Genomic DNA, 20,748 nt, shown 5'->3' with positions numbered 1-20,748 from the left:
CTCAGGCGGCGCGGCTTTCGACATCCGCCATTTTTTGCAGGGTCACATAGTCGGTTTTGCCTGACCCCAGAACCGGCACGACCTCGACCCTGAGTATTTTCTTCGGGATAACCAATACCGGCGCGCCGTTTTCCTTGGCCCAGGTCGTCAGGCGCGAGACATCGGCGTCGCCCTTGTCGGTGATCAATACCAGGCGCTCGCCCTTCTTGTCGTCAGACACGGCCACCACGGCATGACGGTTATCCGGCCAGACTTCTTCGGCGATGCGCTCGACGGCGGTGAGCGACACCATTTCGCCGGCGATCTTGGCGAAGCGCTTGGCGCGACCCAGGATGGTGACGAAGCCTTCACTGTCGATATGGACGATATCGCCGGTGTCATGCCAGCCGTCCTCCGGGGCTTCGATAATATCCGGGCGTTCGCTATTGATATAGCCGCCCATGATGTTCGGTCCTTTGAGCCACAGACGGCCACCACCGCTGATGCCTTCGACCGGCTCCAGACGCGCCTCCATTTCCGGCAGCATGACGCCGACCGTGCCGTGGTGGTTATTGTCGGGATAGTTGACCGCCACCACCGGTGAACACTCGGTCACGCCATAGCCTTCGAGGATGGGGATGCCGCCGAACCGGGTCTTGAACAGGTGATGGGTTTCTTCGCGCACCTTTTCGGCGCCGCAGACGATGAATTCCAGCGTCTTGAAATCGGCCGGTTCGCCGGAACGGGCGTATTGATTGAGGAAGGTGTCGGTCGAGAACAGCAGGGACGCCTTTGATTCCCTGAGCAGATCGGGGATGATCTTCACATGCAGGGGCGAGGGGTACTGAAAGCTGCGCAGGCCAGCCAGCAGGGGCAGGATCACGCCGCCGGTCAGGCCCAGTGAATGGAAGATCGGCATGGGGTTGAAGGCGACCCAATCGGGTTTTAGCTCGATGTGGGCTTCGATCTGCCGGGTATTGGCGACCAGATTGGATTGGGTAAGAACGACGCCCCGCGGGGTGCCAAAACTGCCGGAGGTGAACAGAATGACGCCGATATCGGAAGCCTTGGTTTTTTTGGCGAACAGCCGGGGCAGCTTCGCAGCCATGACGGCGAACAGCTTATCCGTGGTCGAGACTTCCTTGCGGATGTCATCGAGATAGATGATCCGCACATAGGCTTTCATGCTGTCGATCAGGTCTTCGAGTTTGGCGGTCTCGATGAAACGGCGCGAGGTCAGGATGGTCCTGACCTGGGCGGTCTGGGTGGCGGCTTTCACATTGGCCTGGCCGGCGGTGAAATTGATCATCACCGGCACCATGCCGAGGGCGTGCAGGGCGAAGAAGGACAGGGCGCCGCCGGTCGAGGTCGGCAGCATCATGCCGATGCGGGTTTCTTCGCCGAGATAGCGCTTAAGCAACCGTGATAAAGCAAAGACGCCGGTGATAAACAGGCCATAGGTGAGGGGCTTGCGATCCTGATCCTCGATGATGATCTTGCCGGCGCCGAAGCGCGATTGCGCCTCAATCAGGGCGTCGAAAAGCGAGGTCTGGGTGTCACTGGCCTTAAACGCGCGCTTCATGCACGACCGCTCCCCTCGAACACCCGGCCTTTCGCCAACGCGAAAGATACGCAATGTCCTGATCATTACGCCGCGATCCACGGATCAGACGGCCACTATGTCATATCATAGCCGAACTGATCCGCAGGTCAAAGGGGAAGGTTGGACAATGTTCAAAAATGCTCAAGGCTTGGTTGTGGTGGCGACTTTGACGGCTGAATTTGCCCGGACGTTCACTATGACATCCGTCCTGGGATCGGGAGCCGGAATGGCGATGGCCGCGGCTTGGGGCAACTGGTTGAGTCGCATAACCGGCAACACGTTTGGGGCGGGGCGCGGCGTGGAGACATTTGCGACCATAACGACATTGCTGACAGTTGGCATGGCCTCGAAAACATTCAGGCTGGAAAGCGATGGGGCGGGCGGTGGCAGCGGCACGTCTTCGGGACCAGCAAGCGGTGCAGGCACTTCATTCATCGGCAATGCGTCTTCAGGCGGCAGGGGCGCCTTGGGAGGCTTCGGGGCCTTCGGCGGCTTCGGCGTGATCGCCTTGAAGCGGGCGATCTCGGCCTTGTGCGCCGCAATCTGCGCCCTGGCCTGTATCGCGCCGGCACGGGCCTGCGCGGCGATCTGGTCAGGGTTGATGTCTTCCATGGCCAGGCGGGCGACATCGGCCCTGGCAGCCTCAGCATCGGCATGGGCCTGAGCGACGATGCCCTCAACATCGATGCGATCCTTGATACCATTACGTTCCATTTCAGCCTTCGCCTCCATAGCGGACGCGCGGGCTTCGGCGGCGATTTGCTCAGGATTGATGTCCGTCATTTTGGCTCGGGCGATTTCAGCGCGGGCCTTTATCGCGTCAGCGCGAGCCTGAGCGGCGATGGCGTCCGGATCGATATCATCGGCCTGCCAGTCGATCATGGCCGCCTGACGGTCGGATTGCGAAGATTCGAAATCACTTTTGGCGGACTGAATATCGGAAACCTGCGCCAGGCGGTCGCTATTCCCCGCCATGACCGTTTCCAGCTTGGCCAGGGCGGTGTTGGCAGTGACGGCGCTTTGCGGGCAGATTTTCGCGGCGACCTCACGGACCGGTGCGGCGGCGAAGGCGGTCAGGGTCAGGAGCATGACGGGCAGCAGCACAAAGGCGACCGGACGGGCTTTCAGGCGGGATTCGGGCTTTTCACCAAGGATGCGGGAGATGCGGGCCAGCAGGTCGCTCTTGCCCTGGCCGTTCAACGCCATAGAAAGACTGGGGATGCCACGGCGTTGTTCTTCCAGACTGAGCAGGGCGGTAGCGTAGGTGATCGGATCGTCGCAGCTTTTGATCGCCGCGTCATCGCAGCACAGTTCCCGCTGCTCGCGCAGCTTGGCCCCGATCCACCAGACGGCAGGGTGGTAGAAGAAAAGCGTCTCGATCAGGCTCTGGATCAGGTTCCACACGTAATCGGCGCGGCGAATGTGCTCAAGCTCATGCGACAGGACAGAATCGAGTTGTTCCGGTGACAACGAGGTGACAGCCGACAGCGGCAGATAGACCACCGAACGGAAGGCGCCGGCAACGAAGGGGCCTGTGATGGCCGGATGCAGTCGGATTTGCACCTTACCGGTCAGGCCGAACCGGCGCAGCGCCGCCTTGAATCGGTATTGTACGGTATCCGGGGCCGGTTGCGCCTGCTTTTTGAGGCCGTGGATATGCCACAGGCCTGACAGCATCCGGAAAGACAGCGCCGCCACGCCGATAAGCCAGACAGCATCGAGCCACGGCAGCAAGGCGGAGAGGTGAAGCTGGCTGCCGACTTCCGGTAGAACGGCGCCGCCTATATCCGCCACCGGCGCCGCCTGGGACAGCCGCATTTCTTCGTAAATAAAGGTTAGGGCCGCCGCCGCCAGCATGGCCAGCAGCGCCGTCAGGCTCATCGTATAGCGCGCCTGCGGGCGTAATTTCGGAAGGGCCAGTTCCAGCCCTTTATAGGCAGCCGCGATCAGCGCCGCCTGCCAGCAGAAATGCACCAGTGTAAAGCCGAGGGCTTCCATATGGGGATTCATCATGCACCTCTTTTGCGCTCGATAAGCGCCTTGATCAGTTGAATCTCTTCATCGCTGGCCGGTTGCATCGATAAGGCGTGCATGGCCAGAAGGGCGGGCGAACCCGAAAACAGTTTGTCACTCAGGTCTTGCAGCAACTGGCCCTGCATAGCCTCTTCGCGCATGGCGGCGGCGTAGATGTGCGCCTTGCCTTCTTCGGTGCGCGAAACCAGGCCCTTGTCGAGCATGATCTGCATGGTTTTCAGGACCGTTGTATAGCCCATCGGGCGTTCCTGCGAAAGTACATCGAAGATGTCCCGCACGGTGGCGGATCCCTTGGTCCACAGGACGCGCAGGATTTCCAGTTCGGCTTCGGTCGGCTTACGGGCAGAGGGATTCGCAGGGGTATCGGATTGGGTCATGCCAACTGCATACGAAAGGCTTCGTATGAAATCAACGAAATTCTTCGTAGATGACCTATTTGTAATGAAAGGCCTTAATGAATGTCCGCCAATTGCGACTGGATAAAAACGGTCACGTCTGCGCCGAGGGTTTGCTGACCGTCGCTTGGTTGCAGCTTGCAGCGGGGCAGGCGGGCGCACAGAGCGCTGGCGGTATTTGCCCGGTCTGTTGTGGCATTTTTTTCTTCCAGCACAAGCACTTGTGCGCCACTCTTCAGAGAGGTAACCGGCAGATGCAGGCCGTTCAGGTCGGCATAGGCCTTCTGCATCTGCCTTTGCCAGCCGTCGCTTTTTTGGCGCATCCGCAGGTCGGGATTGGACATCTGCCAGCTTTGCGCGATGCTGCCCCAATAGCCGGGCTGAGGCGTGTCACGGTGCCAGGTTTCACCCCTGGCGATCGGGCCGCCGAGATAAGGATCATACCCGATGAAGCCCTTGAGGCTGTTGTCTTTCAGCAGGGTAGACAAGGACAGGGCGGTGAGGGCGCTGTAGCCGGTGCCGATAACGAAGACCGGCTTATCGGCTGACGGCTTGATAATGCCCGTGATAAAGTCACGCGCCGTAAGCTGTCCGTCATGGTAACTGGTGAGAAAAATGCTTTGATTTTGCAGAAGATAATGGCCTGACCCGCCTTGGCCGGGCGCTTCGAGCAGCCAGACGCCATAGCCTTTGTCGAGCAATTGCTGCATCAGCTCGAAATAGACCTCCGCCGGATAGTCAGCATCGGCCAGGATCAGCACCTGGGCTTTCGGATTATTTGGCGGCGACGCCACACCGTAACGGGCTTCGGGCAGGGAACCGGCGCGATAGGCGCCCCAGACGAATCCACCCGGCGGGTAATATTGTGGCGAAAGGCCTGCGGGGATGCGACTGTCGAGAAAGGCCTGCCCCGGCTGCATCTCCCTGGCGGCGTCTTTCAGCTTGGAACAGGCGGTCATGCTTAGGATTGCGCCCAAGGTAAGCGCCAGCATCACGGATTTTCGACTGAATAATGCGCCCATTCGCCTAGCTATACTGGAGATTCCCTGAAGCGGCTATGACATTTGCAACGCACTATTAGCAGGAATTGACTTGATATTATGGCGTGAAAAGACCAATTAGGGCATGGCGAATTGTGCCCCGCATCCCCGTTGAGTCTCATGGTCACTCTGATAAATCGTGTTGAATCCAGCCCGCGTGAACTGCGTCACCCGGAAAAGCAGAACAAACCCGATTCCCCGATCCTGAAAAAACCCGACTGGCTGCGCGTGAAAGCCCCAGGTTCGGCGGGCTATAACGAGACGCGCGGCATCGTGCGCGACGCCAAGCTGGTCACGGTTTGCGAAGAAGCGGCCTGCCCGAATATCGGTGAGTGCTGGTCGAAAAACCATGCCACCATCATGATCATGGGCGACACCTGCACGCGGGCCTGCGCCTTCTGCAATGTCAAGACCGGCCTGCCGCAGCCGCTAGATACCGATGAGCCGCGCCGCGTTGGCGAGACCGTTGCCCTGATGAAGCTGTCGCACGTCGTCATTACAAGCGTAGACCGCGACGATCTGAAAGATGGTGGCGCCGAGCATTTCGCCGAGGTCATCCGCCAGATTCGGGCGCAATCGCCGAAAACGACCATTGAAATCCTGACGCCGGACTTCCTGCGCAAGGACGGTGCGGCCGAGATCGTCATCGACGCCAAGCCCGACGTGTTCAATCACAATCTCGAAACCGTGCCGCGCAATTACCTCAAGATCCGTCCGGGCGCCCGGTATTTCCACTCGCTTCGCCTTTTGGAGCGGGTGAAAGAACGCGATCCGCAGCAGTTCACCAAGTCCGGCATCATGGTCGGTCTCGGTGAAACGCGCGAAGAGGTGATGCAGGTCATGGACGATATGCGCTCGGCCGGCATCGATTTCATCACCATCGGCCAATACCTCCAGCCGACGCGCAAACACGCCGCCATCGACCGTTTCGTGACGCCGGATGAGTTCAAGGCCTATGAGGCTATCGCCCGCGCCAAGGGTTTCCTGATGGTGTCGTCGTCGCCGCTGACGCGTTCATCACACCATGCCGGTGAGGATTTCGAGCGCCTGCGGGCGGCGCGCGCCGCGAAGAAATAATGACGAAACTGCGTCTTGAACGCGACCTGCCTTATCCGCCGGCGCAACTGTGGGAAATGGTCGGCGATGTCGAGCGTTATCCGGAGTTCATTCCGTGGATCAAAAGCTTGCGCGCCTATAATCGCGCCGTGGATCAGGATATCGTACGTTTCGATGCCGATGTCTCTGTGGGTTTCAAGATGCTGACCGAACGGTTTTCCACACGCGTAACCCGCGCGGCAGAGGCTTTTCTGGTCGATTTTGACCTGATCAAGGGGCCGTTTCGCCGGCTTCAAGGACGGTGGACCTTCACGCCGATTGCTACCGGCACGAAGGTTGCTTTCGATATGGATATCGACATCAAAAATCCGATCCTCGACGCCATCTTCAAGGCGAATTTCAATCTGGCGGTTTCCAAGCTGCTGGCGATCTTTGAGGCGCGGGCCAAACAGCTTTACGGGCGGACCGCTCTGAAGTAGCTTTTTTTGGCATTTTGACACCGGTATCATATAGGGCTGGACAGGTGGTTCGCGGATGTTAGTCTGCGGAAAACAGGAAGTGCCATGACCGTTCGTTTCTCCCGCCGGAATCTCCTTCAATACGCCGCCGCGTTAAGCCTTATGCCGACCATCGTCCGCGCAGATGAAAGCGATCCGTGGACCAGAGCGGCCGATATCGCCCGGAGGGTAAAGGTGCCGGTTATTCCAGAGCGCCGTTTCGATATTACCGATTTCGGCGCGAAGGGCGATGGCGTGACGCTGAACACACAGGCTTTTGCGGCGGCCATAGACGTCTGTGGCAAGGCGGGCGGTGGACGGGTGATCGTGCCGGCCGGACGGTTCCTGACCGGCGCGATCCATCTCAAATCCAACATGGAACTGCATGTCAGCGAAGAGGCGACGGTTCTTTTCAGTACGAATACAAACGATTATCCCATTGTCTTCACACGCTACGAAGGCCTTGAGCTGATGAACTATTCGCCGCTCATCTATGCCTTTGGCGAGAAGAATATCGCTATCACCGGCTCCGGCACGCTCGATGGCCAGGGCAGCAATGAGCATTGGTGGTCATGGAGCGGCGGCGCACGTTTCGGTTGGCAGGATGGTCTGCCGAACCAGCGCGCGGCGCGGTTGGTACTGGCGCAGATGGCTGAGGACAATATACCTGTGGCGCAGCGTATTTTCGGGGACGGCCATTATCTGCGTCCGAACCTGATCCAGACCTATAATTGTGACAATGTCCTGATCGAAGGTGTGAAACTACGCAATTCGCCCTGCTGGAATATCCATCCGGTTCAGTGCCGAAATGTCATCGTGCGCGGCGTCGATGTCTTTGGGCACGGACCGAATAATGACGGCTGCGATCCGGAATCGGTCGATTTCATGCTGATCGAGGACTGCACCTTTGATACGGGTGACGATTGTATCGCCATCAAGTCCGGCCGCAATGCCGATGGCCGCCGACTGGCGACGCCGGCACAGAATATCCTCATACGTAATTGCCAGATGAAGGACGGCCACGGCGGGGTTGTCATCGGCAGCGAAATTTCCGGCGGCGTGCGCTGGGTGTTCGCCGAAAAGTGCCGGATGGACAGTCCCGATCTATGGTACGCGTTGCGTTTCAAGAACAACGCCATGCGCGGCGGTGTGCTGGAAAACATTTACGCCCGCGATATCAGCGTCGGCCAGGTTGGCAAGGCGGTCATTACCTGCGATTTCAACTACGAAGAGGGCGCGAAGGGGGCATTCAAACCGGTTTTGCGTCATGTCGTAGTCGAGCGGTTGACGGCCGATCACGCCTTGCGCGTGCTGGATTCGCAAGGCCTGCCGGGCGCGCCGGTCAGTGATATCGTTCTGCGCGACTGCCGTTTTGATGGCGTGACGGAAGCGAGCATTGTGACCCATACCCATGATCTGCATCTTGAAAATGTGCAGGTAAACGGGCGCCGGGTCGATAAGCTTTAGCTTAATGTATCTATCGCCCATTGCAGGGCATAGGCCACGCTCTTTTGGCGCACGGCGTCGCGGCCGATATTGCCGAATTTCTGCGTTCGGGTGAGGGTTTCACCGCCGTGGCTCAGGCCGAAGCAGACCATGCCGACCGGCTTTTCCGTGCTGCCGCCGGTGGGGCCGGCGATGCCCGTGACGCTCAGGGCGAATTGCGCGCCGGCTGTTTGCAGCGCGCCTTTCGCCATAGCGAAAGCCACCTCTTCGCTGACCGCGCCATATTGCGCGAGCAAGGTTGCCGGTACGCCGACCAAGGCCGTTTTGGCGGCATTGGAATAGGTGACGAAACCGGTTTCAAAGACCTCTGACGACCCTGAAATGGCGGTGATGGCGCCCGCGATCAGGCCGCCGGTGCAGCTTTCCACCGTAGTGATGGTCTTGCTCTGCGTTTTCAGCAGATCGATCAGGCGAGTGGCGAGGGCGGTCGAATCCATAAGCGTTCCAAGAAAAAGGCGACCCGCAAGGATCGCCTTTTACCAGCAAATTACAAGCGTGAATTAGACGCCCGGATGCAGGGGAGCGTCCAGATTCGCGTTGGCGAAGTCCCAGTTGACCAGCGAGGTCAGGAAGGTTTCGATGAACTTCGGGCGAAGGTTCTGATAATCGAGATAATAGGCGTGCTCCCAGACGTCGAGCGTCAGCAGCGGCTTGTCGCCCTTGGTGAACGGCGTCTCGGCATTGCCGGTCTTGACGACCTTGAGCTTGCCGTCGGCGGCCAGAACGAGCCAGGCCCAGCCGGAACCGAACTGCGTGGCGCCGGCGGTCTTGAACTGCTCGATGAAGGCGTCGAACGAACCGAAATCGGCAGTGATCTTGTCGGCGATCTTGCCGGTGGCCGCGCCGCCGCCATTGGGCTTCATCGACGACCAGAAGAAGGTGTGGTTCCATACCTGGGCGGAATTGTTGAACACGCCGGGGTTTTTGCCTTCCGACGCCTTGACGATCTCGACCAGCGACAGGTTGGCGAATTCGGTGCCTTCGATCAGCTTGTTGAGATTATCGACATAGGCCTTGTGGTGCTTGGCGTGATGGTAGCTGAAGGTGTTGGCCGACATGTGCGGCTCAAGGGCGTCCGTGGCATAGGGCAGGGCGGGTAATGCGAAGGGCATGGGAGTACCTCTGGTTTGAAATGGGAAAGAACGCGAACCCCCGTCATATATTCGGAGCAAAATCGCTTTTCAATAGCAGATGGGCGTGAGAATGCTTCGCAATAAAACCCACAACAATTCAATGGGTTTGGTGGAAAAGCTAAAGCGTGGGGCGTGACCTGAAAAAATCCAGCAATGACAGTCTGTTGGCCTAGATTTCTATGCTGCAAACCGCCTGGGCCGCCAGGCCTTCGCCGCGGCCGGTGAAACCCATTTGTTCGGTCGTCGTCGCCTTGACGCTGACGCGATCAACCTCGACACCGATGATTTCGGCAATACGCGCGCGCATGGCCTCGCGGTGTGGCTTGATCTTCGGACGTTCGCAGATGAGGGTTACGTCGACATTGACGATCTCAGCCCCCTTGGCGCGCAACAGGTCGGCGGCATGTTTCAGGAAGCGGTCGGACGAGGCGCCCTTCCACTGCGGATCACTGGGCGGGAAATGGTCGCCGATATCGCCGAGACCCGCCGCCCCCAGAAGCGCGTCGGTCAGGGCGTGGAGACCGGCATCGGCGTCGCTGTGGCCGATCAGGGTTTGATCATGGGCGATCTCAACCCCGCATAGCCAGACGCTTTGGCCCTCGCCCCAGCGATGCGCATCGAATCCCTGGCCAATTCTGATTTGTTTCAAAGGCTTCTCTCCGGCAATTAAGGATTCCAGAAGCGCAAAATCGGCAGGGTAGGTCAGTTTGTGCAGGGCTATATCGCCTTCCACAAGCGTAACATTGATGCCGGAATGCGCAGCGACCATAGCTTCATCGGTGGGAATCTGGTCCGCCGGCCAGCGTTCATAGGCCCGCAAAATATCATGCAGGCGGAAGGCCTGCGGGGTTTGCGCCCGCCACAGATTATCACGCGCCAGCGCTTCAACAATACGATTGTTATCGCCGCGTTTCAGCGAATCCGTCACAGGCAAGGCCAGGATCGCGGCCGGTTTCGTCTCAAGTTCGACCAGCAGAGCATTGATATGATGCGGTTTTAGCAGCGGGCGGGCGGCGTCATGGATCAGCACGATATCGTCGCTGTCGGTCATCAGCGCCTTCAGGCCATTGATCACGGAATCGGCGCGCTGCGCACCGCCAGCCACGATCCAGACACGACCGCCATAGGCCGCCTGGGCTTGTTTGACATCATCAGGCGGGACAACAACGACGATCTGCACGGCGCCTGCGGCTTCAAAAGCCGAGATCGACCAGTCGAGGACCAGGCGGCCGCCGAGGAGCATCCATTGCTTCTTGCCGCCGGAGCGGCTGCCGGACCCGCCGGCGACGATGATGGCGTGAAATGTCATGAGGCCTGTTTAGCGCGAAAGCAAAGTAGCGCAAGAGGGATGAATTGTGTAAGAGGGCCGCATGACTGTAAACGCGCTGCAAATTGGTGATGTGACGATTCCGGGCCGGGTGTTGATCGCGCCCATGACGGGGGTTTCCGACCTGCCATTCCGCCATATGGCGCATAAACTCGGTGCGCCATATGCCGCGACAGAGATGGTGGCCTGCGCTGAAATGGCGCGCAACCGTCCCGATATTGTCCGCAAGGCGCAACTGGGTGAACATGATGGTCTTAAAATTGTCCAGCTTGTCGGACGCGATCCGGCGCATATCGCGTATGGTGCGCGACTGGCGGAAGAGTCTGGCGCGCATATCATCGATCTCAATTTCGGCTGTCCGGCCAAGGAAGTTACCGGTGTACTGTGCGGCTCGGCCCTGATGCGTGATCTCGACCAGGCCGAGCGCATCATGTCGGCGGCGCTGCAAGCCACCGCGCGGCCGGTGACGGTCAAGATGCGCCTGGGCTGGGATGACAACCACAACGCCGCAGAACTGGCCGTACGCGCCGAAAAGCTTGGCATCGCGGCACTGACTGTTCACGGCCGCACCCGCCAACAGTTCTACAAGGGTGAGGCTAACTGGCAGGCGGTGGCAGAGGTCAAGCGTACTGTGGCCATTCCGGTGATCGTCAATGGTGACATCATCGATCTGGAGAGCGCGCAGGCGGCGCTTAAGCAATCCGGCGCGGACGGCGTAATGATCGGACGCGGCATCTACGGGCGTCCGTGGTTCGCGCGCGACCTGAACATAGCCCTAAACGATAATCGGACCATGCCGGTTATGGGCCAGAACGAAAGGGCCGGGCTGCTGATAGAGCATATGCAGGCCTCGATGGCGTTTTATGGCGATGCGCTTGGCCTGCGTATGTTCAAGAAGCATCTGGGCGCCTATATCGAGGCCTCGTCGCACGATCCCGATCCGCAGGTGCGCCGTCAGGACAAGGCGCGGCTATGCCGGATGGATGACCCCGCCGCCATTGAACAGGCGGTCCGGTATCTGCTGGCCGCCTGATTTTCGTCCCTAAAAATTTGTGAAATATGCAACATTGCTGTTGATATTCGGACACAGTAGTGCGCAAATGTCACTCTCTGTGGACGAAAGCGAACGGCCTTGAAGGACGCATCGGCAAGACGGCGATGGCTGCACATGTTCATGCGCAGCGTGAAGGCGCTCCGCTCGGCGGGCTTGCAGAAGCTTGCCCTGGCGGTGGGCTATGGCGCGTCCATGCTGACCACGGCCTTTATCGTCTGGCTGATCATCGCCAGCCCCGGCACAGGCCTGACGGTCAAGGGGCCTGTAGGGAATACGGCCGATTACCTGCTTATTCTTATCATTTTGAACCTGGTGCTTTTGCTGGGACTGATATTTTTTGTCGTCCGCCGGGTGATTACCATCGCCCGCAGCCGGGGGGCCGACGCCGGCGCGCGCCTGCATTTGCGTTTCGTTTTTCTGTTTTCCCTGGCGGCCGTGACGCCCGCCATTATCGTGGCGCTGTCTTTTACTTTCCTCAATCGCGGTATCGATACGTGGTTTTCCGATCGAGTTCAGACGTCGGTTGAGAATGGCTATGATTTGGCCGGTGTCTATCTGAAGGAAGCTATGCGGACGTCTGGCGTGGCCATGAAAACGGTACAGCTTCGCGTCGAAAGCCCGGAAGGCCGGGCGCTGTTCCCCAATCGCCTCGCCTTCGCCGTGGGACTGAAGAAAATCCTCGATGAGGAAAGCGGCGAACTGACCGCGATCTATATCATCGACCGCACAGGGCAGGTGCTGGCGCGTGCGGAATCAGCGAGTGCGCCTGTCTATATGGCGCCGCCATCCGATGTAATCCAGGATGTGGCAGCAACGGGGCCGAAAGCCTATCCCTACGGCAATCCGGACGCCATCCGGCTGCTGTATTCGCTCAATGATTATGACGGCGCGATGCTCTACGGCATCAAGCCGCTGCCGACCGGGATATACGCCAAGATTCAATCCGCCAACCAGGCGATCAATGATTACCGCGAAACCACCAACAAGAAGATTCGCGCCCAGGGCATCTTCTTCATGGCCTATCTCGAAGCCGTGTTGCTGGTGCTGATCGGCGCTATCTGGGGCGGCACCTCGGCGGCGGAAAGCATCGCCGTGCCGGTGGCGCGGCTGGTGCAGGCGGCGGACAAGGTGGCCGGCGGCGATCTCAATGCGCGGGTCGTGACGATCAAGCAATCCGAAGATATCGCCGTGCTGTCACGCGCCTTCAACCGCATGACCTCCGACCTGCAAAGCCAGCAGGCGGCGTTGAAATCGGCGGGTGAGGAAGCGGAAAGCCGGCGGCGATTCATTGAAACCGTGCTGTCGGAAATCAGCGCCGGCATTGTCGGGATCGATGTACTGGAGCATGTCTCGGCCATAAATCGTCATGCCGCCCATTTCCTGAGCATTTCTTCAGAGGATGCCCTGGGGGTTAATATCCGGGAATTAGCCCCTGAAATCGCTGAACTTATCGATAAGGCATCGGTACATCGCGTCGAGGAGCAGGAGGTCGATCTGGTCCGCAAGGGCGAGACGCGCCGGGTTCGTGTGCGTATCTCGGCGCTTGAAACCGGCGGGTCGGTTCTCACCTTCGATGACATTACGCGCCTCATCGCCGCTCAACGTAACGCGGCTTGGAAAGACGTGGCGCGCCGGATCGCGCACGAGATCAAGAACCCGCTGACGCCGATCCAGTTGTCCGCCGAGCGCATCCGCAAGAAGTACCGGCCGCAGATCGAGACCGATGTCGATACGTTTGATCGTCTGACCGACACCATCGTCAGGCAGGTCGGCGATATCGGCCGTATGGTCGATGAATTCTCGTCCTTCGCCCGGATGCCGGCGCCGAATTTTGCCGAGGAAGATGCGGCGGAGCTGGTGCGCGCGGCGGTCTTTGCGCAACGCGTGGCGCGGTCGGATATCAGCATCGAGATCGTAGAGCCCCTGCCGGAATTGCGGGTGGTCTGCGATGGCCGGATACTCAGCCAGGCGCTCGGCAATGTGTTGAAAAACGGCGGCGAGGCTATTTCCTCGCGCCTGATGCGCGATCGCGGCTCTGATGAAGTCGATCCGGCCGATGGCATTGTCGGGCATCTGCGCGTCGAGATGTCCCAGCAGGAAGGCGAACTCGTCATCGAGGTTGAGGACGACGGCATCGGCTTGCCGGAAAAAGACCGTGACCGCTTGACCGAACCCTACGTCACCACGCGTGAAAAGGGGACGGGCCTCGGCCTGGCTATAGTGAAGCGTATTCTCGAAGACCACGGCGGCGAGTTTTATCTCAATGACGCGGTTCATTTAAGTGGTGCGCGGGCTGTCCTGCGTCTGCCGCGAACGCAGGCGGGGCAAAACCCGGCTGCCATTAATGAGGCGCCGCCCAGCGGGCCAAATAAGATGATGAGGGTGTGATGAAGATCTCTTCTGGCGTTGATATTCTGGTTGTTGATGATGAAGCCGATATCCGTGAACTGATTGCGGGCATCCTGGAGGATGAGGGCTATTCGGTCCGGACGGCGGCTGATTCCAATTCAGCCTTGCGGGCGATCAAGGCGCGTAAGCCCAGCCTGTGCGTCCTCGATATCTGGATGCAGGGCGGCGGGCTGGACGGCCTGGAATTGCTCAGTGTTATTCACGAGCTTGATCCGGATATCCCGGCCATCATGATTTCCGGCCACGGCAATATCGAAACCGCCGTGACGGCTATCAAAAGAGGCGCTTTCGATTTTATCGAAAAGCCTTTTAAAACAGAGCGCCTGATCATGGTTGTTCAGAGAGCGCTTGAACTGACCAGTCTGCGCCGAGAAAACAAGCGCCTGCGCAGCCAAGCCGTCGTGCCGGACGGACTGATCGGGAATTCCGCGGCGGCGCAATTGCTGCGGTCGACCATCGCCAAGGTGGCGCCGGCCAATTCGCGCATCATGATCTCCGGGCCGGCCGGTTCCGGCAAGGAACTGGTGGCGCGGATGATTCACGAGGTCAGCCCGCGCGCCAAGTGTGAGTTCGTGGCGATTTCGGCCGCCGGCATGACGCCGGAACGCCTCGATGTCGAGCTTTTCGGTGAGGAGGGTGAGAGCGGGCGTCCGCGCAAGATCGGCGTGTTTGAGCGCGCTCACGGCGGCACCCTGTTCCTTGATGAGGTGGCCGACATGCCGCCGGAAAGCCAGAGCCGCATCCTGCGTGTGCTGGTCGAGCAGCGCTTTACCCGCGTTGGCGGGGCGCAGGACGTACAGGTCGATGTGCGGGTGATTTCCTCGACGTCGAAGGATCTGTCCTCCGAAATTGCGGCGGCGCGTTTTCGTGAAGACCTGTTCCATCGCCTGAACGTGGTGCCGGTGCGGGTGCCGGGACTGAGTGAGCGTCGCGGCGATATCGCCGAACTGGTGCATTATTTCATTGAACGCATCGCGGCGGCGCAAGGCTTGCCCAAGCGTATTCTGAGCGAAGACGCAATGGCTACGCTCCAGGTGCATGAATGGCCGGGCAATGTCCGGCAATTGCGTAACAATATCGAACGCCTGCTGATCCTGGCTTCGGGCCATCCCTCTGAACCCATCACGGCGCAGATGCTGCCTTCGGAAGTGGTGGAATCGGCGACTGCCGGCGCGATCCGGCCCGAACGCATCATCGCCCTGCCTTTGCGGGATGCGCGTGAGGTATTCGAGCGGGAATATCTGTCGTCGCAAATCGTGCGTTTCGGCGGGAATATCTCGCGCACGGCCAATTTCATCGGCATGGAACGCTCGGCGCTTCATCGCAAGCTGAAAAGCCTGGGACTGGCGCATATCCGTGCCGATGAGGATGAGGTTTAAGTCGTAATGCCCAGAATTGCTTACGTTAACGGCGCTTATGAACGCACCAGCGCGGCCGCCGTTTCCATCGAGGATCGCGGCTATCAATTTGCTGATGCGGTCTATGAAGTGTGGTCGGTATTTGATGGCCGGCTGGCGGATCTGGCCGGTCATCTGAACCGTCTGGAGCGTTCGCTGTCGGAATTGCAGATCGCCATGCCGATGCCGCGTACCGCCTTGCTGGTGGTATTGAACGAGGTGGTGCGGCGCAATCGCATCCGTGAAGGGCTGGTCTATCTTCAGGTCAGCCGGGGTGTGGCGCCACGCGATCATGTCTTTCCGATGAATATGCGCCCGTCAGTGGTGATCACCGCCAAACCGGTGGATCGTGACGCCGCTGCCCGGAAAGCGGCGGTGGGTCTCAAGGCAATCAGCGCGCCCGACATTCGCTGGGGACGCTGTGACATCAAGACGGTTGGTTTATTGCCAAACGTTCTGGCCAAGCAGAAGGCGAAAGAGCAGGGCGCAGGTGAAGTTATTTTCGTTGACAGCGATGGCCTTGTCACCGAAGGCGGCTCGACCAATGTCTATATCGTCACGAAGGACGGCGTTATCAAAACGCGCAGCCTGACGGCCAATATCCTGCCGGGCGTTACGCGGCTCAACCTGTTGCCGCTGATCAACGAAAGTGGCATCGAATTACGTGAGGAAAGCTTCACCCTGGAGGAAGCCAAAATGGCTGCGGAGGTCTTTATTACCGCTGCCACAAGTCTGGTCATGCCGATTATTGCAATCGACGATCACAAGATTGCCGACGGCAAACCGGGGCCAATCGCTTGTGCGCTAAGGGAAGTTTATATTGAGCGCGCCCGCGCCTCGGCAGGTGTGTAAAATAAATTTATCTGGCTATGGTTGAAAAGACCCAGAATCTTTGCCAAAATAGAGGCTTATTGTCTGTGTGAGGGGTATTGTGCCCCTCAAATTTTTAAACAAGAAGGGCCGACAATGTCCCACGATAAGAAACAAAACCTGCAGGATACATTCCTCAACAGCGTCCGCAAGACCAAGACCCCCCTGACCATCTTCCTGATCAATGGCGTCAAGCTCCAGGGCATTGTTAGCTGGTTCGATAATTTTTGTGTCCTCCTGCGCCGCGACGGTCAATCGCAACTGGTTTACAAGCACGCGATCTCGACCATCATGCCGGCCGCGCCGGTTCAGCTTTATGAGCAAGAAGAAGATATTGACGACTAAATCCCATCAGGATTTCTTGCTGAGTATTTCGCTTTGAGTGATCGTTTCCATGACAACGCGCCGGAAATCGTGCGCGCTGTCGTCGTTGATCCTGACATCGATGTGCATGTCCGCTCCAGCGGTGAACAGCCACCCGCCCGCAAATACGAAGAGTCACGGCTTGAAGAAGCCGTGAACCTCGCCATGGCCCTTGATCTGGAGATCGTGGGGACATTGAGCGTGCGTGTGCGCAAGTTCAATCCGGCTACCCTGTTCGGTGAGGGAAAGGTGTCGGAAATCAAGGCGCTGTGTGAAGAATATGAGGCATCTCTGTGCGTCGTCAATGGCGCTTTGACGCCTATCCAGCAGCGCAATCTTGAAAAGAAGCTCGACGTGAAGGTGGTCGATCGTACCGGCCTGATCCTGGAGATCTTCGGCCGCCGCGCCCGGACCGGCGAAGGCAAGCTTCAGGTCGAACTGGCGCGGCTGGAATACGAGAAGTCGCGTCTCGTCCGGACCTGGACCCACCTGGAGCGTCAGCGTGCTACCGGCACCACCGGCGGCCCCGGCGAAACCCAGATCGAACTCGATCGCCGGATGATCGCCGACAAGATCAAGCAGTTGAAGTCCGAACTTGAAGAGGTGCGTCGCACGCGTGGCCTGCATCGCAATCAACGCAAGAAGGTGCCTTACCCGATCGTGGCCCTGGTCGGCTATACCAATGCCGGCAAATCAACCCTGTTCAATAATCTCACGAAATCAGAGGTTTTTGCCAAAGATCTCCTGTTCGCCACGCTGGATACGACGCTGCGGTCGCTGAAATTGCCGAACGGCCGCTCGGCGATTCTGAGCGATACGGTCGGCTTCATTTCCGATTTGCCGCACGAACTGGTGGCGGCCTTCCGGGCGACGCTCGAAGAGGTCGAACAGGCCGACCTGATCCTGCATGTCCGCGACGTTTCCAATCCGGAAACCGAAGCGCAGAAGAAGGATGTCGAGCAGGTCATGGGGCATATTCTGCCTGATCTGGATCGCTCACGGATGGTTGAGGTCTGGAACAAGATCGACCTGCTGGACGACGAGACCAAGGACATCCTGTATGCGCGCGCCATCACCGACCGGGCGAATAACAAGCCGCTGATGGTTTCGGCCATAACCGGCGAAGGGGTGGCCGGGTTGCTGAGCCAGATCGCCTTGCTGGTCGATGCAGAGGGTGAAGAACTGGACATCGCGCTCGAACCGCATCAGGGCGATGTGATCGCATTCCTTTATCAGCATGGTCGGGTTCTGGGCCGTCATGAAGACGAAGACGGCCGTGTCCATCTGCGGGTCAAGCTGAGTGACCAGGCCTATGGGCGCTATGAAAAGATGGTTGCGCACGACTAGAGTTTATCCCTGTAATATCCCGCTTGCAATGGGGCTGACTCAGGCGTAAATGGTTAGCTTTCTAACTATTAGCCACCTCACCATGTCCGCCGAAGAACATTTTTCAAATGCCCTGCATAATGCCGCCCGTATGTGGCGGCTGGCGCTTGACCGCCGCCTGAAAGACCTCGGTGTTTCCCAGGCCGGCTGGCTCAGCATTGCCTATATCGCCAAGGCGAAAGCCCCTCTGTCACAGGCCGAACTGGCGTCCCTGGTTCAGGTTGAGGCCGCGACGATGGTCTCCACTATCGACCGTCTGGAAAAGGCGGGACTGGTGCAAAGACTGCCCTCCGAAAGCGACCGCCGGGTCAAGCTTCTGGTGGTCACGGCCGAGGGACAGGCAATTTACGAGCAGGTACGGGCGCGGGCCAATACCCTGCGCCGCGAACTGATTGGCAAGATTGACCCCGGAAAAGTGGCCGTGGCCACCGCTGTTCTGGAAGAATTACAAGAGCTTATAGAGAATTCCTGATGAATAGCGTTTCCCCCGCTTCCGGCGCCCCGATCAACCGCACCATGATCACCATATCGATCATGTTGGCGACCATCATCCAGGCCATCGACGGCACCATCGCCAATGTCGCCTTGCCGCACATGCAGGGCAGCCTGAATGCCTCGTCGGACCAGATCACCTGGGTTTTGACCTCGTTTATTGTTGCCGCCGCCATTGCCACGCCGCTGACCGGTTGGATGAGCGATCGCTTCGGGCTGAAGACCGTTTTTCTCGTTTCTATCCTGGGGTTCACCGTCGCTTCCATGCTGTGCGGCATTGCCGGCAATCTGACAGAAATCGTGTTGGCGCGCCTGCTGCAAGGGGTTTTTGGCGCAGCACTGGTGCCATTGTCGCAATCGACCCTGCTTGATATCAATCCCAAGGAAAAGCACGGCTCGGCTATGGCTGTCTGGGGGATGGGCGTGATGGTCGGGCCGATTCTGGGGCCGACTCTTGGCGGCTGGCTGACCGACGCCTATGACTGGCGCTGGTGTTTCTTCATCAATGTGCCGATCGGCGCCGCGGCTTTTTTCGGCATCTGGAAATATATCCCGCGTACCCTGGCGAAGCGCAGCATCCGATTTGATGTTTTCGGCTTTGCGGCTTTGAGTCTGGCTATTGGGTCTTTGCAACTGCTGCTAGATCGGGGTCAGTCGAACGACTGGTTTTCATCGACCGAAACCTGGATTGAGGCGATCATCGTCTTTATCAGCCTGGGCTATTTCATCATCCATACGGCGACGCGACCGGCTGGTCAGACCTTCCTCGACTACCGGCTACTGTATAATCGCAACTTCGTTACCGGCCTGTTGTTTATCTTTATCGTCGGTATGGTGCTGTTCGCCACCCGCGCCCTGATGCCGTCGATGTTGCAGGGCCTGATGCAATATTCGGCCATGGCGGCCGGCGTCGTTACGGCGCCGAGCGGTCTGGGCACAATGCTGGCCATGCTGATTGTCGGGCGGATGGTCGGGAAGGTCGATCTGCGCCTGATCCTGGCGGCCGGTTTTGGCCTGACGGCCATTTCTTTGGCCTGGATGTGCACTTATACGATCGTGCTGTCGCAGCATGACATTATCTGGCCGGGTATTGTTCAGGGGATCGGTATGGGGCTGGTGTTCGTGCCGCTTTCGGCCGCTACCTTCGCCACCCTGGCGCCAAATCTGCGGCCTGAAGGTACGGCTATCTATAGTCTGATCCGTAATATTGGTTCCAGTATCGGTATCGCCATGGTTCAGGCCTTGCAGGTCGCCAATACGCAGAAGGCCCACGCCGGTATCGTGGAGAGCCTGACGATTACGAACGGTCCGCTGATGGGCAGCAGTTACGGACAAAGCCCGCTTGGGCTGGAAGCGCTGAATGGTGAGGTCAATCGCCAGGCCAGCATGATCGCTTATGTCGATAATTTCTGGCTGATGTTTATCCTGTGCTTGCTGTCCATGCCGCTTCTGCTGCTGATTGCCGCACCGAAAAAGAAGCTGTCGCAGGAAGAAATGGAACATGATCAACTGGCGGCGATGGAGTAGACACGCGACCGCTATCGCCAAAGACGCTCCCAGTCCTAGAACAGGCTGAGGGTTTCCTCGATCGGTTCTTCGATCTTCTTCGCGGCCGGCTTCGTCTTTGTTTTCGGCGTGAAATTACGCGTCAGGCGCTGGGCGAAGATCTGCTTGTTCTTCTGCATATCAAGGACAATTTCCTTGGCGAGGTTGGCGCGCGGCTCGTATTTCAGGCCGTAAAGCGCCAGTTCGACCAGGAGAGGGGCCAGGTCGGCGCCGCGCTCGGTCAGAGCATAGATGAACTTGCGCTTGTCGCCCGGATCGGCGGCCTTGGTGATCAGGCCGTTCTGTTCGAGCTTGAGCAAGCGATCCGCCAGGATATTGGTGGCGATCTTCTCTTCCGAGCGCAGGAAACCCTGATAGCTGTTATGGCCGCGCAACATCAGGTCGCGGATAATGAGCATGGACCAGCTATCGCCGACGCCTTCCAGGGCGAGATTGATCGGGCACAAGGAGCGATGCGCTTTAACGGGCACAGTTTTAGGGGCGGCTTTGGCGGAGACTTTCGCAGGTTTCTTCATACGCGGGCACCACAGGCTTACGGGTAATTCGCAAGTGATGCGCGTTAATCTTTCGATTCGCAAGGCGTCTCGATGTTAACTTGTGAATGGAAAGCGATTTGGGTGTGAATTGTTTTTCACAAGTGT

At 58.7% G+C, this 20,748-nt stretch carries 19 protein-coding genes; 11 read left to right on the top strand and 8 right to left on the bottom strand.

The genetic code is table 11. The features are described from left to right. Window position 1: 1 nt before the first annotated feature. The 4 genes from VL130_RS14920 to VL130_RS14905 form a co-directional block, all read right to left on the bottom strand. Window positions 2-1,561: an AMP-binding protein gene (locus tag VL130_RS14920; RefSeq protein WP_325363905.1), complete on the bottom strand. Its 1,560-nt coding sequence runs from the start codon at window positions 1,559-1,561 to the stop codon at window positions 2-4. A 162-nt stretch (window positions 1,562-1,723) separates the two neighbouring features. Then, complete coding sequence (locus VL130_RS14915) at window positions 1,724-3,595, bottom strand: M56 family metallopeptidase (RefSeq protein WP_325363904.1); 1,872 nt, start codon at window positions 3,593-3,595, stop codon at window positions 1,724-1,726. Then, window positions 3,592-3,993, bottom strand: coding sequence for a BlaI/MecI/CopY family transcriptional regulator (locus VL130_RS14910; protein ID WP_325363902.1), 402 nt, complete (start codon window positions 3,991-3,993; stop codon window positions 3,592-3,594). Before VL130_RS14910 ends, VL130_RS14915 begins: the two co-directional genes overlap by 4 nt. A gap of 74 nt (window positions 3,994-4,067) precedes the next feature. Next, window positions 4,068-4,970 carry a serine aminopeptidase domain-containing protein gene (locus tag VL130_RS14905; protein WP_325363900.1) on the bottom strand — a complete coding sequence of 301 codons (903 nt, stop codon included), beginning with the start codon at window positions 4,968-4,970 and terminating at the stop codon, window positions 4,068-4,070. Between the two features lie 201 nt (window positions 4,971-5,171). Between VL130_RS14905 and lipA the strand changes: the two genes are divergently transcribed. The 3 genes from lipA to VL130_RS14890 all read left to right on the top strand — a co-directional run bounded on the left by lipA (window position 5,172) and on the right by VL130_RS14890 (window position 8,071). Continuing rightward, on the top strand, window positions 5,172-6,128 hold the full coding sequence (lipA, locus tag VL130_RS14900; RefSeq protein ID WP_325363898.1) for a lipoyl synthase: 957 nt from the start codon (window positions 5,172-5,174) through the stop codon (window positions 6,126-6,128). Beyond that, on the top strand, window positions 6,128-6,586 hold the full coding sequence (locus VL130_RS14895; RefSeq protein ID WP_325363896.1) for a type II toxin-antitoxin system RatA family toxin: 459 nt from the start codon (window positions 6,128-6,130) through the stop codon (window positions 6,584-6,586). The genes lipA and VL130_RS14895 overlap by 1 nt, the downstream gene beginning before the upstream one ends. 84 nt (window positions 6,587-6,670) lie before the next feature. Beyond that, entirely contained in the window at window positions 6,671-8,071 is a 1,401-nt protein-coding gene (locus VL130_RS14890) for a glycoside hydrolase family 28 protein (RefSeq protein ID WP_325363894.1), read from the top strand. Here VL130_RS14890 and VL130_RS14885 read toward each other — a convergent pair. From VL130_RS14885 to VL130_RS14875, 3 genes are all read right to left on the bottom strand, one after another. Further along, window positions 8,068-8,547, bottom strand: coding sequence for a CinA family protein (locus tag VL130_RS14885; protein WP_325363892.1), 480 nt, complete (start codon window positions 8,545-8,547; stop codon window positions 8,068-8,070). The genes VL130_RS14890 and VL130_RS14885 overlap by 4 nt on opposite strands. A gap of 63 nt (window positions 8,548-8,610) precedes the next feature. After that, window positions 8,611-9,222 carry a superoxide dismutase gene (locus VL130_RS14880; protein ID WP_325363890.1) on the bottom strand — a complete coding sequence of 204 codons (612 nt, stop codon included), beginning with the start codon at window positions 9,220-9,222 and terminating at the stop codon, window positions 8,611-8,613. A 190-nt stretch (window positions 9,223-9,412) separates the two neighbouring features. Then, a complete protein-coding gene (locus VL130_RS14875) occupies window positions 9,413-10,552 on the bottom strand; it encodes a bifunctional 2-C-methyl-D-erythritol 4-phosphate cytidylyltransferase/2-C-methyl-D-erythritol 2,4-cyclodiphosphate synthase (protein WP_325363888.1) in 1,140 nt (379 codons plus the stop codon). 61 nt (window positions 10,553-10,613) lie between these two features. Between VL130_RS14875 and dusB the strand changes: the two genes are divergently transcribed. The 8 genes from dusB to VL130_RS14835 all read left to right on the top strand — a co-directional run bounded on the left by dusB (window position 10,614) and on the right by VL130_RS14835 (window position 20,068). Beyond that, window positions 10,614-11,603 carry a tRNA dihydrouridine synthase DusB gene (dusB, locus tag VL130_RS14870; protein ID WP_325363886.1) on the top strand — a complete coding sequence of 330 codons (990 nt, stop codon included), beginning with the start codon at window positions 10,614-10,616 and terminating at the stop codon, window positions 11,601-11,603. 135 nt (window positions 11,604-11,738) lie between these two features. After that, window positions 11,739-14,012, top strand: a complete 2,274-nt coding sequence (locus tag VL130_RS14865) for a PAS domain-containing sensor histidine kinase (RefSeq protein WP_325363884.1) — start codon at window positions 11,739-11,741, stop codon at window positions 14,010-14,012. Next, window positions 14,012-15,412, top strand: coding sequence for a sigma-54 dependent transcriptional regulator (locus tag VL130_RS14860; RefSeq protein WP_325363882.1), 1,401 nt, complete (start codon window positions 14,012-14,014; stop codon window positions 15,410-15,412). The genes VL130_RS14865 and VL130_RS14860 overlap by 1 nt, the downstream gene beginning before the upstream one ends. A 6-nt stretch (window positions 15,413-15,418) precedes the next feature. Next, a complete protein-coding gene (locus tag VL130_RS14855; RefSeq protein WP_325363880.1) occupies window positions 15,419-16,282 on the top strand; it encodes a D-amino-acid transaminase in 864 nt (287 codons plus the stop codon). A 114-nt stretch (window positions 16,283-16,396) separates the two neighbouring features. Then, on the top strand, window positions 16,397-16,645 hold the full coding sequence (gene hfq, locus VL130_RS14850) for an RNA chaperone Hfq (RefSeq protein ID WP_023459155.1): 249 nt from the start codon (window positions 16,397-16,399) through the stop codon (window positions 16,643-16,645). 33 nt (window positions 16,646-16,678) lie between these two features. Next, window positions 16,679-18,010 carry a GTPase HflX gene (hflX, locus tag VL130_RS14845; RefSeq protein WP_325363876.1) on the top strand — a complete coding sequence of 444 codons (1,332 nt, stop codon included), beginning with the start codon at window positions 16,679-16,681 and terminating at the stop codon, window positions 18,008-18,010. Window positions 18,011-18,092: 82 nt separating this feature from the next. After that, window positions 18,093-18,521, top strand: coding sequence for a MarR family transcriptional regulator (locus VL130_RS14840; RefSeq protein ID WP_325363874.1), 429 nt, complete (start codon window positions 18,093-18,095; stop codon window positions 18,519-18,521). Beyond that, window positions 18,521-20,068 (top strand): DHA2 family efflux MFS transporter permease subunit, encoded by a 1,548-nt coding sequence (locus tag VL130_RS14835; RefSeq protein ID WP_325363872.1) that lies wholly within the window; start codon window positions 18,521-18,523, stop codon window positions 20,066-20,068. The genes VL130_RS14840 and VL130_RS14835 overlap by 1 nt, the downstream gene beginning before the upstream one ends. A 35-nt stretch (window positions 20,069-20,103) precedes the next feature. On the opposite strand, the gene VL130_RS14830 is transcribed toward VL130_RS14835, so the two are convergent. Then, entirely contained in the window at window positions 20,104-20,622 is a 519-nt protein-coding gene (locus tag VL130_RS14830; protein ID WP_325363870.1) for a helix-turn-helix domain-containing protein, read from the bottom strand. Window positions 20,623-20,748: the final 126 nt, after the last annotated feature.

It is taken from the genome of Asticcacaulis sp., assembly GCF_035497195.1.
Taxonomy (GTDB): Bacteria; Pseudomonadota; Alphaproteobacteria; order Caulobacterales; family Caulobacteraceae; genus Asticcacaulis.
Note: the sequence above shows the minus strand (reverse complement) of the source record. Positions and strands in the feature narration are given on the sequence as shown.